This window comes from Flavobacterium croceum DSM 17960, from assembly GCF_002917885.1.
GTDB classification, from domain to species: Bacteria; Bacteroidota; Bacteroidia; order Flavobacteriales; family Flavobacteriaceae; genus Flavobacterium; species Flavobacterium croceum.
The window spans coordinates 84,314-97,827 of the sequence record NZ_PQNY01000005.1 but is presented as its reverse complement, the minus strand read 5'-3'; the positions used below and the strand labels follow the sequence as shown (position 1 = coordinate 97,827).

General features: G+C 32.8%; 16 protein-coding genes. All 16 read right to left on the bottom strand.

Going from position 1 to position 13,514, the window contains the following annotated elements; translation table 11 throughout:
• Window positions 1-27: 27 nt before the first annotated feature.
• The 16 genes from Q361_RS05095 to Q361_RS05020 all read right to left on the bottom strand — a co-directional run bounded on the left by Q361_RS05095 (window position 28) and on the right by Q361_RS05020 (window position 13,512).
• Window positions 28-681, bottom strand: coding sequence for a hypothetical protein (locus Q361_RS05095; protein WP_103725639.1), 654 nt, complete (start codon window positions 679-681; stop codon window positions 28-30).
• Window positions 682-687: 6 nt separating this feature from the next.
• Window positions 688-1,854 carry an LGFP repeat-containing protein gene (locus Q361_RS05090; RefSeq protein ID WP_103725638.1) on the bottom strand — a complete coding sequence of 389 codons (1,167 nt, stop codon included), beginning with the start codon at window positions 1,852-1,854 and terminating at the stop codon, window positions 688-690.
• A gap of 15 nt (window positions 1,855-1,869) precedes the next feature.
• On the bottom strand, window positions 1,870-2,730 hold the full coding sequence (locus Q361_RS05085) for a DUF5829 family protein (RefSeq protein WP_103725637.1): 861 nt from the start codon (window positions 2,728-2,730) through the stop codon (window positions 1,870-1,872).
• Window position 2,731: 1 nt separating this feature from the next.
• Window positions 2,732-3,220 carry a beta/gamma crystallin-related protein gene (locus tag Q361_RS05080; protein ID WP_103725636.1) on the bottom strand — a complete coding sequence of 163 codons (489 nt, stop codon included), beginning with the start codon at window positions 3,218-3,220 and terminating at the stop codon, window positions 2,732-2,734.
• Window positions 3,221-3,224: 4 nt separating this feature from the next.
• Entirely contained in the window at window positions 3,225-3,692 is a 468-nt protein-coding gene (locus Q361_RS05075) for a hypothetical protein (protein ID WP_103725635.1), read from the bottom strand.
• A gap of 23 nt (window positions 3,693-3,715) precedes the next feature.
• The gene (locus tag Q361_RS05070) at window positions 3,716-4,414 is read right to left on the bottom strand and encodes a hypothetical protein (RefSeq protein ID WP_103725634.1); all 699 of its coding nucleotides are present in this window, start codon (window positions 4,412-4,414) and stop codon (window positions 3,716-3,718) included.
• A gap of 20 nt (window positions 4,415-4,434) precedes the next feature.
• Window positions 4,435-5,016 (bottom strand): DUF4082 domain-containing protein, encoded by a 582-nt coding sequence (locus Q361_RS05065; protein ID WP_103725633.1) that lies wholly within the window; start codon window positions 5,014-5,016, stop codon window positions 4,435-4,437.
• 29 nt (window positions 5,017-5,045) lie between these two features.
• Entirely contained in the window at window positions 5,046-5,633 is a 588-nt protein-coding gene (locus Q361_RS05060) for a DUF4082 domain-containing protein (protein WP_103725632.1), read from the bottom strand.
• A gap of 108 nt (window positions 5,634-5,741) precedes the next feature.
• Window positions 5,742-6,086: a hypothetical protein gene (locus tag Q361_RS05055; RefSeq protein ID WP_103725631.1), complete on the bottom strand. Its 345-nt coding sequence runs from the start codon at window positions 6,084-6,086 to the stop codon at window positions 5,742-5,744.
• A gap of 17 nt (window positions 6,087-6,103) precedes the next feature.
• Window positions 6,104-6,538, bottom strand: coding sequence for a hypothetical protein (locus Q361_RS05050; protein ID WP_103725630.1), 435 nt, complete (start codon window positions 6,536-6,538; stop codon window positions 6,104-6,106).
• 304 nt (window positions 6,539-6,842) lie between these two features.
• The gene (locus Q361_RS05045; RefSeq protein WP_103725629.1) at window positions 6,843-7,289 is read right to left on the bottom strand and encodes a hypothetical protein; all 447 of its coding nucleotides are present in this window, start codon (window positions 7,287-7,289) and stop codon (window positions 6,843-6,845) included.
• A gap of 11 nt (window positions 7,290-7,300) precedes the next feature.
• The gene (locus Q361_RS05040; protein WP_169929268.1) at window positions 7,301-8,644 is read right to left on the bottom strand and encodes a cellulase family glycosylhydrolase; all 1,344 of its coding nucleotides are present in this window, start codon (window positions 8,642-8,644) and stop codon (window positions 7,301-7,303) included.
• Between the two features lie 189 nt (window positions 8,645-8,833).
• Window positions 8,834-10,582 (bottom strand): tail fiber domain-containing protein, encoded by a 1,749-nt coding sequence (locus tag Q361_RS05035; RefSeq protein WP_103725627.1) that lies wholly within the window; start codon window positions 10,580-10,582, stop codon window positions 8,834-8,836.
• A gap of 91 nt (window positions 10,583-10,673) precedes the next feature.
• The gene (locus tag Q361_RS05030; RefSeq protein ID WP_169929267.1) at window positions 10,674-11,150 is read right to left on the bottom strand and encodes a T9SS type A sorting domain-containing protein; all 477 of its coding nucleotides are present in this window, start codon (window positions 11,148-11,150) and stop codon (window positions 10,674-10,676) included.
• A 14-nt stretch (window positions 11,151-11,164) separates the two neighbouring features.
• Entirely contained in the window at window positions 11,165-12,568 is a 1,404-nt protein-coding gene (locus tag Q361_RS05025; RefSeq protein WP_103725625.1) for a T9SS type A sorting domain-containing protein, read from the bottom strand.
• Between the two features lie 203 nt (window positions 12,569-12,771).
• Window positions 12,772-13,512: a LytR/AlgR family response regulator transcription factor gene (locus Q361_RS05020; RefSeq protein ID WP_103725624.1), complete on the bottom strand. Its 741-nt coding sequence runs from the start codon at window positions 13,510-13,512 to the stop codon at window positions 12,772-12,774.
• Window positions 13,513-13,514 lie beyond the last annotated feature (2 nt).

Below are 13,514 nucleotides of genomic sequence, written 5' to 3'. Positions count from 1 at the left end.
GTTTTTGAATTTAATTGTGAATTGTTTTTATCTACATTGATTGAATTCGTTGACTATATTCATCCAAACTTGTTTTCTTTTAGTTTCCCCTTGGTTGACAAAAGCATAAAAGAAGTCTTTGTCTTTACTTTTTATTTTAGAGGATAATTCTGGACAGTTTTGAAGATAATTACTTACTTTTTCATCAAATTTTGGAATAAATTTATCGCTTTGGGCATTATAGATTTCCAATTTGTTTTGTGGTAATTGAACAAATAATTGCATTTCTTTGGTCACTTTACCGTCGGTACTTTTTACTAAAAATTCATTTTCATACAATTGCAAATCGCTATTATTTGGGGTGAGTTGTTTTACAAATCGCAGGGCATTCCCGCCCCACATATCATTGCCTTGTAGTAGTTTGACATAAAATTTACTTCCATTAAAATATAAATAGTCAATTTCATTTAGAGGATAATTATGGTAATTATTACTAGTCCCTTCGGCAAAATTCACATAGCTGATGTTGCTGTATTGATCAAAACTTTTAATTTGAACTTTCCCGTTTAATTCAACTCCTGTCGTTAATAATAATGTTGCAGGTTGTCCTCCCATATCATTTACACCTGCATAATAAGGTGTACCACAAGAATGAAATAAGAAAATCAAAATCAAGGCTAATACTATTTTTTTATAAATCATAGCTTATTATTTTTTTTCATACGCTCCTGTATTTGGACTGTAGAGTATAGTCCCACCTTCAAATTTTTGAATAGAGATATTATCTCGTGAAGGGATTTCGTCTGAAATTGGGAATCCTAAATAACCTGCTTCCCAATTTTTAGAAGCATAATAATCAAAGAAAGGTCCTTTTTTGATTACAAAAGCAGTAATATGGTTATCGACTACAAGATTTGGATTTTCATAAATAAAACCGTTTTGAAATTCTGCAAAATGGTATCTAAACTTTTTTGGATAATTTTTATTAGCCGTAACCAAATCACCTAAATACGAATCAATGCCACCTGTTGCTCTCCATTTGGTGTAAAGCCCATTTTTTTCTCGCATTGTGTTAAAAATCACTTTATATGGACTTGCTTTGGTAGAAATTGCAGCACCAAACTCGAAATATTGCACCGAATTGTTGTTTTTGATGATTTCATCACTTACTGGATAACCTAATTTTCCTGTTTCCCAACCTTCTTTTTTCCATACTTCGGCAATCAATTTTGGAACAGCATAAGTTCCTAAATTTGGGTGGTAGTAGATGGCACCTCCTTCAAAAAAATTAAAACGACCATATCCATCGGGTGTGGTTGTTTCGTCGGTTGTTGGAAATCCTAAAAAGGAGTTTTCCCAACCCAAAGCTGCCCATTTGTCTTTAATAGCACCGTGTACTTCGTGGGCTCCAGTTGCGGGACTCCAATAAATACTTCCTCCTTCAAAATGTTGTCCAGCTCCGTTTTTTTGAGGTGTTCTAAACTCATCTGATGTTGGTGCTCCCAAAAAATATTTTTGATTGACACTTTCTCCTCTTCCGTTTTTTCCTTTAATAATATCTCCATTGAGTAGTGATGTATATTTTTTGAAAATATCCCCCCAAACCGCAAATGCTTCAGAGGTGTTTGATTTGCAATAGATTGCCGAAGTCATATCAGAAAAATCAACATAATAAACAAACTTGCCTTGGTCGGAAGCAGAAAGTGGTTGATAGTTTAGCTCGTAACTAGATGTTACGGGTTTTAGATTTAATTTTTTGGCTTTTTCAATAATTTTTATTTTAACATCATCTAGGTTAGATTTTGCTTTGCCTTGTGCCATCAAACCAGTTGATATTAGGCTTATTAACAGTAATAAAGAGGTTGCTTTTTTCATTTCTTTTGCTTTAAATTATAAAAATTCTATTTGTGCTGTTTTGTTCGAAACCAGCAATTTTATACTGGATGATATATTGATGCTTTTTTGGGGTAAATTTTCGGTTAGGTCAATTTCAATGTGTTTTAAAACTGTTTGGGCTAATTTTTTCTTCAGTTTATAATAAATTCTGAAATCATTGCATTGTATGAATTTTTTATTAATTCTGAAATCAGAAGTAGATGCTACTTGCTTTAGATAATTCAATCCGGGTTCATTTACTTCCAACTCAATTGATTTGATGGATTTGAATTTCCGAGGATATTTATGATTGCCGTAAACAATTTTGTTGAAATCGGTTGGAGAAATACTTTTCTTAATTTCATCATCTGTAAAACCAAGCATTTTAAGTTCTTCTGCACTGTATTCAAGAATAGAAAATTCCAAATTGGTTTTATTTTCTTTTAATTTCAGTGCATCATACCACAAGTGTTTTTCAGTATCAGATTCTATATATACTTTTTCAATTTCTACTTTTGAATTTATATCTTTTATGCTATCCAAAACGCCTATTTTTCTCGATTTGAATTCGATTCCAATATCATTCAAATGGTCTCCAAATTTATTGTTTCTTGAAGGTAGTAAAAATTCAATAGTGGCAAATTCGCCTATAAAATATTTTCCAGTATACTCGTCGGTTGATGTTTTAGTGGTGTTTTCTTTAGATACAAACAAAGTATCTTTCACAAATGAATTAGAAAATAAAGCGGTATAATCTTCTTCTTTAATACAAATAAAAATAGTGTTGCAATCTATGTTAGATTTTGCTTTGCCTTGACCCATCATACCGGTTGATGTTAGGTAAACTACTAGTAAAAAAGAAGTTATATTTTTCATTCTATCGTTGATTATAAATTTGAATACTACTTATTTTGTCATTATAGTTAATGTGGTAAGGGTCACCTTCTATGGTTTTTAATTGGCTGTAATCTTCGTTGCTCCATCTTTGCATATTTGTTCCTTCTTGCCAATAGCCATCTAAAGTAGCATTGTATCCTGAAAAATTATCGTTCTCAAAAATTTGAACTTCATATCCTTCGGGAATCAGTATGCTACTAATTCTATCATTCCAATCGCTCCCCATTTGTTGTAAGGTATAAGTACCTGTTTTTAGCACTAATCGTTTTCCTTTAAAATTTTCGTGTTCAAAAAGCCAAATTTCATCTCCTTTTGGGTTAAATAGTGCCACACTATTTATAATATTGTCTGACACCTTTACCGTTGGAATTGATTTATCTTTTAAAAGTTGGTTTGAAACAGTTCTACTTTTTTGTGCATAAGTGTAATTTACCAAAAGAACAAATACTATAAAAGTTAGCTTTTTCATTTCTTTAATTATTAAAACTACCTGTTATTTTTCCAGATGATTTTCCGGATGGTTTTGTTTTATTTTTATTAATCTCATACAGTTCTCCTTCAAAAGTTCCTGTGATTTTTTTACCAGAAACTTTTAAAGTTAAAGAACCCCTAATTTGATAGGCTTTATCCTTTATCTGCAAAACGCCTGCTTTCTTATTATCATTTATAGAATAAGTTCCCGTTTTTTTGGTAGGAGCGATTAAACTTATGGTAACATCGGGTGTTGTATCTAATGTTAGATGCGACGAAATAAGCAAGCCTTTTTTAGGGTCTTCTATGATAGATGCTACTTCGTTTGACGTTTTTCCATTCATTGTGAAGGTAATTTTGCCAGGCGCTTTTTGTAGTTCTTTCAGCATTTTGTCCACTTTTGGATCTCCTGTTTGTGCATTTGCATAAACGGCAAATACCAATGCTATTAAAATTATTATTTTTTTCATTTTTTTTGATATTAGTTATGTTATTAATTTGTGTTTTTTGATACCCAAAGTTCTACTGGAAAATTAGTAGGAACTGCTGAACAGATACTATTACTACCAGCATAACCTCGAACTGAAAAACCTCGAACGCCAACTCCTCCAGCTTGAAAAACAAACTCTTCCCAGCGACTTTCACTGATTGAAAAGGAACACATTGTTTTGTCATTTACATACCAATTACCTGCTTGCAAATTTTCTAAATACTGTTTGTTTAAAAATGCAGATACCAAAGCTGTTTTGGGAGCCAATCCGTTATAACTTATTGTAGCTTGTATGGTGTAATAATTGGTATTGGTACTATTTACTAAACTGTAATTTGTAGCCACCAATGAAATGGCATTGCTGGTAACGTTTTTAACCCAACAAGGAGATAGATATCTTGTGTTCGTAATTAGATTTTCAGTGCAACCCGTTTTGGGAACGATACTTTGCGAGCTAACTTCCAGCAAATGATTGTCTCTGTTTAGAATTTCTTCGACTTGTTGAATACTAAATAGATTTTTAGGAAAATGAATATTTACCAAAAGCGTATCCTTTGTTAAAAGACTAGCAGTGTTGTTTTTGCCAATATAGGTTTCTTTTAAATTCACTTTGGGTTTTTCAATGCTTCTTGTTATTCTATTTTGTGCAGTAACCCCTTGAAAACTCACAGCACAAAGAATTAGAAAAATTATTTTTTTCATTGTAATTAAAATTTGATAGATTACTCCGTTTGTTGAAATACGAAACTAAAATCGCCCCAATATCTATCTAACATAGCACTATTTGGATAAGCTTGATCTGCAGTTAGTTTATAAGTAAGTCTATCAATTTTGATGTTGTTGCAACTAATTGGAAATACAGCTTGAACATTATTATTTGCATTACGAGAATAAAGGCTTCTGTGTTGTATTGAAAAGCAATATTTTTTATTTTTTTCAAGTTTAACAACTGGATTTACATCTAAAACAGTTTCTACACCAGCCGTTTGTGCTTGTATATAAAATGTTTTTAAAGGCACTTGTGTAATGGCATCCCAAAGGGTTAAGCGAGTTGGTACATTTGAAATAACTTGTGGCATACGAATTTTGAGTGCTTTCATATTTCCATTGACTAATGGTGTAAACTCTATGCCCGATTCTCTATCTGCTCCTGTAAATTCTGTAGTATTTTCGTTGTATTTAGACTGAGTGAGAAAAGAAGAAAGAAAATTTTCTTCCTGATACGTTACAGGTGTTGCCTCATCATCTTTGCTACAAGAGAAAAGGGAGAAAATAATTACGAATAATGTGATTGTTTTTTTCATTGTTATTATTTTAAGTTAATTTATTACTATTACTCTGTTTGTTGAAATTTGAAATTTATATCCCCCATAAATTCATAACCACCGCCATTTGTTTCTGGTAGTACATCTAATGAATAAGCATATCCCGTTTTATTAAACCCTGTAATAGTAATATTCCCTGAAGTTACTGGATAAGAAACTTCATTTTGATCCGCTCTTGTATGTTCGTAAAGGTAATTTGCGCCAATCGAAATGACATACTCTTGATTTTTTGTAAGTTCTAAATCAGGTATGGTTGTGCTAATTTCAGTACCAGCTGTAGCTACATTTATAGTTGTTGAATAAATGGCAGTTCCAGTAGCCTTATCCCAAATTTTTACTACAACATTATTATCCGCTGAAGGAAGTTTTACAAGAATAGCTTTTATTTTGCCTTTAACCTTCGGTATAAAACTATATCCAAATGCTTCTGCACCTGTATTTACGAGTGTTGTAGCATTTTGACTAAACCCCGTTGATGTGAGAAAACCAGATAGTGGGTTTTCTTCTTGATACGTTACTGTTGCTGGCGTATCATCGCTTTTACTACAAGATAAAAGCGAGAAAATAATTGCGAATAATGTGATTGTTTTTTTCATTTTTTTTATTATTTAAATTATTGTTTACCTATATAAAAATTCCAAAAAACAATTGTAGCGGAATTTTCACCAAGAGCACCTTCAAGCCTACCAGCTTAACTTGTTTTATTATTGTGTTTTTATATTTTTCGCTTTAGCATCTACAGGAGGAAATGGTTGCGGATTAAGTGCTTTAGTGCTACCTGCATTATTCTTAGTTGATTTTAATTTTTGAATACTTTTCTGTTTTTCTGTATTTGTTATTTCATTAGGTCTTGCTTGCTCTTCTACTGGATGTTCTTCATCTTCGTAGCCACCCACTTGTTCTGCCTTAGAAGAGTTGGTTTTCAACTGTTTTACATTTTTATCTACAAGTAAAGGTTTTGTACTAGTTACATTTTTTTCCCCTGATTGTGCGTAGGTAGTTGCAAATCCTGCAATTAATAGTGTACTAATTATGAATACTTTTTTCATTTTATTTTGTTTTTGTTTTATTGTTTTATAATTTTTAAACTGCTTATTTTGTCATCCCAAAAGTGGTCGAGTTCTTTATAATCGCCTACCCACAGATGTTCTTCACTTTTTTTGCTCCATATGTTGAGTGTTTTGGTGCCATAAAGCGCCATTGATGTTCCCAAAAAATGATCTTCCAGATATACTTCCATCACATAGCCATTGGGTACTTTTATACTGCTAATGCAATTGTTCCAACTTTCCCCAAGCCGGGTTTGTGTATAGTTTCCTATCGATAGTATTTTTACTTCTCCTTTAAAGTTGGCTTCCTTATACAAAAATATTTTATCGCTATTAGGGTTAAAGACTAGTAAGTTCTTGTTAGAAACGCAACCTCCTGGCAGAATGGTTTTGTTTTGCGCTTGTAGCTGTAGGGCAAAAAGAACACTTATTAGTACTATTATTTTTTTCATATTTAAGAAGAAACTATTATTTTTTTAAATCGAACGTAAAGATGTGGCAGAATTTTAATTTTTTAATGTCCCAATAATTGAAGTGTGGCTATTGCTATTTGAAATGAGAAATAAGCAATAAACTACCTCGGGTTAGAGTATAGAGGTATTAGCGAAATAACAGCCACATATTGCTTCACCTATTCGCTGGCACTCGGGTCACAGATTTTCAAAAATCTTTTTAATCTGTGGCAAAAAAAAATCGAAGCAATGCTTCGAGGAATTAATTAGTTAAGTATTTATTAATTGTTATAGAAACTAGTAGCTAGTCTTGTTTTTTAAACATATAACTTTTCCCAACCACAACTGACAGTATTCCTATAGCAATCATTAGTACTAATCCTGGTATTTCTTTCCAACTGATAATTACTGCTTTTTTGGGCTCGTTTTTTGGATAAGCTACCTCGATTTTTTCATCTATTTGATAATTGAATAAAACAAAAATTTGAGGCGATTGACTATAGCTTTTAATAGTTTGATTGTCATTGGTAATAAACTCAAAAAAAGGACTTTTGCCAGATAAGGATCTATTATTTTTTACCATTCGAGCGCCATTTCTGCTTACTTTGTAGCCAATTACTTTGGCTTGTGTTATTGTTCCTGTAAACGGATAGGTTACTATTTTGAATAAACCAAAACCCCAAAAACCTGTTATGGCAAGTCCTACCAGTAGCATTACAATTCCTATTATTTTGGGATTATTGGTTTTCATATATTCAGCAATTAATATTTTATCAGTTTTTCAACACCTATTTTTGTGCTAATGAAATAGACTCCGTTAGTAAATGAAGAAATATCCATACTATTTTCTCCTTTAAGAAGGTTGCCTGACTGCATTATTCTGCCATTAATATCAAGCAGTTGAAAGTTGATAATTTCGGGAGACACCACAGTAATGCTATTTGAAGTAGGATTAGGGTAGAGAACTAGATGCAGTTTTGGTTGTTCAAAAGCGTTGGTTGCCAACACGGCAGTATTTGCACCGCAACCATTAAGAGCCTTTAATCCCCAGTTTGCATTGTTTACAATATTGTTGCCAAAAGTGGTTAGATTGCTTGCATTACTAGTGGTACTGATTACTCGATAGGTGCTGCTATTAAAACTGGCGCTATACTGAGTACAATCAAAATTGAATGTCCAAGCTAACCAACCAATATTTCTACTGCAAGCTTCGGTTAGAATTTGAGGATAAAGCGTATATAAACCCAAATCGCCACAACTGGCATCATCTTGATTGTTTGCAATTTCTCCTAAAACGAAACACACATTGGTATTTTGAGCTTCGTTTAGTTTTGATTGCACTTGAGCAAGAGTAGAAGCATAACCACCCCAATAAGCGTGAGATGAAAAAATAAGATTATGTTGTGGGTCGCTGGTATTCATACTTTCGGCTATGGATAATAGTTCGGTTGATGATTGTCCGCAATCGGGTGCATCAATCATTATTGGAACAGTAACTCCTGCATTTCGCAAAGTGTTGATGGCGGCATTATAATTGGTTTTAAAATTATTTAAAGCGGTGGTTTGGTTTCCTGTCCATCGCACATAGTCGAATTCGTTTGCTAGATTTATTATTATTCTAGCTTTATTATTTTCAATTAAATTTAGAACTGCTGGACTTGTCCAAAAATTCATAACTGCGGTGTTAAAATGATTCCAGTCTGTATGGCAAGTAATATAAGTGTCATCGTGAATGCTTAAAATAGGAATCATATTTTTAGAAATGCAATAAGCCACCATATTATTTAGATGACCATTAGCTACATACCCATTTACGGTTCCTGGTGTTCCTCCGCTTGCAGGCTGATCTCTCCAACTTTGACCGTTGGTGTACCACGGAATTCTAATAGCGTTAGCTCCCGTAAGTGCTACTTGATCGATATAGGCTTGGTATTGTGCTGGATTGCTTAACGAGATACTCCCTTCGTTAATAATTGGATAATTAACACCTCGCAACACAACCGTTTGACCTGCAGGAGTTGTTAAGTTATGACCTACAACCTTCATTGTGGTTTGGGCCGATGCTACTAATTGGAATACTAAAAGAAATAAAAATTGTTTTTTCATTGGGGTGAACGTTTTTTTTGGTTTTAAAAGTTTCAAGTTGAAACCAAATTTTAATAGTAGCAAATTTAATTTTAAATGTATTAATTTATCAATAAAAAAAGTAAACTGCAGGTTTGGGTTATTGAACGGAGAACTAAAAAAGACACAACTCTCATTGTGCCTTTTCATAAAAAACCTAACTTTATTAACCTACTTAAGCTTATCTTCCAAAGCTTTTAATCTCGCTTTTAATTCTTCGTTTTCTTTACTTAATTCCTTAACAGCTTGCACTAACGGCACTACAAATTCGGCATAACGAAGTTTGTATAATCCTTCTCCGTTTTTTGGAGCTTCTACACCGTTAAAATCATAACCTACACTTTTGGCTGCTGCCTCTACATCTTGTGCTAAGAAACCTGTTTGAGTAATTTTCTCAATATCATATTTTTCAGGATAATCTGCCGATTCGTCTTTTTTGCCATTCATTGCCAGTTCGTATTGTTTTTTAATGTCTAAATGATACGTAACTGGTGTTAATTGTTTAATAAATGCCAATCCAGGTACATTTTCTTTAACATCCGTTTTTATGCGTTTGTCGGAATACGTTCCCCAATTTACTTGCCCACCAATGGAAGTAACTGAGTGATTTCCAATGTTTATTTGGTTTGAAGTGGTTGTATTCCAGCCTGTATCGCTACCTAGACAGGTAACATTATTAACATTGTTTGGTAAAAATTTCCCTGATGCACTACCAATAGCAGTGTTTTGAAATCCTGTTGTATTTGAAAATAAAGATTGATCCCCAATTGCAACATTATTATATCCAATTGTATTATATGTTAACGATCCATTACCATTAGCGACATTATAATTTCCTGTTGTATTAGAAGATAAGGAGTGATAGCCATTAGCAACATTACTATATCCTGTTGTATTAGAATATAAGGAGCGATAGCCATTGGCAACATTATTAAAACCTGTTGTATTAGAATATAAGGATTGATAGCCATTAGCAACATTATCATAACCTGTTGTATTTGAGTATAAGGATTGATTGCCATTAGCTACATTTTCATATCCTGATGTATTATACGTTAATGATTCTTTACCATTGGCAACATTATCATGTCCAGTTGTATTATCATATAATGAGAAACTTCCATTGGCAACATTATTAGTACCTGTTGTATTTGAAGTTAGTGAAAAACTACCATTTGCAACATTATCAAATCCTTCTGTATTAGAATCTAATGAATTATACCCATTGGCTACATTTCTTTTTCCAGTTGTATTTGAATATAAGGATTGATAGCCATTAGCAACATTATAAAATCCTGTTGTATTAGAATTTAAAGAATGATAGCCAAAAGCTGTATTTCCATTTTTAACTGTATTAATTACATTATCAGTAGTTTCAATTATCCCAGCTTTTTCATTGTTTACTTTAAATTGTAATGCATTATCATCAGTTGTTCCAATAAACTGCGTTGCAGGGTCAATATTGCTGTTTCCTGTAATTTTCCAAGAATTATTGCTTGTGGTAGATGCTGCAGTATTTGCAAATAAGGCATAAGGCACGCTTAATAATTGCTCGTTTGAAACTATAGTATAGTTAGTTCCGCCTGTTGGGTCAATTTCGCATTTTATTTTTTTGCTATACGCATTAGAATTCATAGCTGTTGCAAAATCGCCCGAAACTAATGTTCCTTCACCAACTTTAAGCGAGAAAAGTCCATTAGCATTAGTTGTTACTGTATGAGTTTCTACAAATTCAGCATTTTCGGTGGACATCACTACCGATATAAGTGAAATTTTAACTCCAACCGGTTGGTTCGTAATTAATTGATTGCTAGAATTTCTCACTATGGCTTGGAAACTAAATTTATTAGGTGCTTGAGCATTTGCATTTAGAAAATAGATGAAAGAGCAAAGAAGAAAGAGTTTTGTAATTGTTTTCATTTTGATAAAAGTTTATGGGTTTTTAAGTATAGAAGTAAACACTAAATTGATTTTTAAATACGACTAATAACTATTCACTAGTTACTAAACACTAATTCTTAATAATTTTAAAAGTCTTTAAGGTTTTGTTATTGTCAAATACTTGAAGGAAATAGTTAGCATTTTGTAGGTTTTCCATAGTGATATTAGTTTCTTGTTGTGTAATTTTCTGATTAGCAATGCTTCGTCCTTGAATGTCATACAAGTTATAGTGCAAGTTATCTATCGAATAGTTTTCAATTATTAAATTGATATTCGACGAAGTAGGGTTGGGATATACTATTGCTTGTAGTATAATGTTTGGAAAATCGTCTGTGCCAAGTGTGAAAATTTCAAAAGGTTGTTGTACCCCTTGCGAAACCGAACCGTTTGACCCAGTGGCACTCACATAATCAATCTGACCGATGGAGTAACTTATTTTTCCATTGCTTCCTGTGGCATCTCCTCCAGCAGCATTTAACGATTGTTGTGCATTTGCTTTTAGAAAAAAGAGAAAAGAAAATAGAAAAAAGAGTTGTTTTGTTTTCATATTATGAGTCATTTTTAGTTTATAACTATTTTACGGTTAACTATTTGCCCGTTTTCTAATTCGATTTTCAAGAAATAAACCCCTTTGTTTTCTATCGAAAATTGGTTGTTTGAAAGGGTTTTTACCATAATTTCTTTTCCTAAAATATCGAAAGCTACAATGTTTTTGATGTTTTCGGTAGTATCAATATTAAAAGCGCCGTTGGAAGGATTTGGGTATAATGAAAAAGAAACTGTTGCTAATTGATTATCGTTTAGACCTAAAATTTGTGTGCTTGTTGGAAGATAAATCCCTCCGTTTCCAGGATTAGTCGAAGTGATGTTTAGTCTATAATTAGTATATGTGTCGTTTGTAAGCGCAATATTGGCAATATCAAACCACATTCCAGCTCCGTTGTTTTCGTCATTCACATAAATTCTATCGATGGTTTTGTCTATCTGCATACCTCCAAGTTGTCCTGTACCTGCAACCACTGGGTTAGCTGTCGGCAAGTTATAAATGCCAAACCCATTGATACTATTGGTCATATTAGGATCGGCATTGATACTTGTATTTGGAGTAAGTGCCAAAATACTGTTTTGTTGCGGTACCGAAAGATACACTAACGTTGGTGCTTCATTAGCTGCAGAATCGTTATTGTTAGCAACCCATAATCGTCCGGTACTATCAAAAGCGATACCTTCGGGTTGAGAAAAAGCAGTAGTTATGGTTTTAGCTTGCAAAGGTGCAAACAAATTATCGTTACCTCCTCCATTGGTTGCCCAATCTGCCGAATTGGTATAAAAAGAGCGAAATGGTGCAGAAGCGGTGTCCAAATCGGCAGTTTTAATCACTATAATTCTGTTGTTCCAATAATCTGAAGCCCATAAATTGCCATTGGCATCAAAAGCAATATTAGCAAAATAGGAAGTTACACCTCCGTTACCCAAATCAATTCGAGTGGCATAATTTGAGGCTATTGTGTATTTAAAAATAGTCGTATTTCCCCAAGAGCCTTCCGAAACATATAGGTTTCCTGTTGCATCGAATGTTAAACCGACATAATCACTACTCAAATTGGCTACTTGCGACACATTAGCAATGGCACTTGCAGGATTGATACCATAATTTGGAAATTTATAAATGCGTTGGTTGGCATTTGTTAAACTGACAAACAAATCGTTACCAAACATTGCCACGCAGTTTGGGCTTGCATTTGTAGCTAATCCATTACCTAATGTACTAAAATTTATAGTGTACGTAGGGCTTTCTGCAATAGTTGTTGCCGATGTTGGCATATACGTTTTTACCGTATTATTTCCTGCATTAGTACCAAACTTAGGGACTATTAAAGCCCTGTTTACCAGCTGTGCATTTCCTGCTAAAAAAATGAAGAAAGCACAAAGAAGAAGGATTTTTTGAGTAATTTTTGTTTTCATAATTATTTTGATAATTTTTAAAATATGTCAAAAATAATTAGATAACTACCAATTAGTAAGCTATGAATAAGTCAAAGGTTGTTTTGGATTATTGAAATGCGAAAGAACGTGGTTTGTTCTATTTATGAATCATAATTTTGGTTATGTGTTTATTAAAATAAAAATATAAACTATGTGTCATAATAAGTGACGATAAAATACAACTATACTTTCTTAAACAAACTCAAAAATTCTTGTTTTTTATTACGGCTCAATGCTACATTTTTTCCGTCTTGCATAATAATTTCTCCACCTTCGCCACGAATGTATTGTTTAATGAATTTTAAGTTTACAATATGCGATTTATGAGCTCTAAAAAATAAGGAGTTGTCTTGCAAGACTTCTTCAAAATTAGCCATCGTTTTGCTTGCCAAATGTTTGGTTTTGTCATTCATAACAATGTAAGTATAGCAACTGCTGGCTTCAAGATACATAATCTCGTCAATTTTTACAAAGTGTAATCCTTCCTGTGTAGAAAGTGCAATAGTGTCTTGCATTTTGCCATTCACAAATTGGTGTAAATGATTGAGTTGGTCTTTAGAAATATGCATTTCTTCGGCTTTGAATTTTTCTAAAACGTGTTCAATGTCGTTATAATCTATGGGTTTTAATAAATAGTCTAAAGCATTTAATTTCAATGCCTTTATAGCATATTGATCGTAGGCAGTTGTAAAAACAACTTTGAAGGGGATCGTATCAAACTGATTGAGAACATCAAAACCGTTTAAGATGGGCATTTCAATATCTAAAAATACCAAATCGGGTTTGTGTTGTTCTACAAGTTCTTTGGCTTTTGTACTGTCTTGAGTTGTGGCTAAGACAGCAACATTTTTAAAATCGGAAAGCAAATGTTGTAGTGTGATGATACAATGATTTTCATCATCAATAATTAATACGTTAATCATAT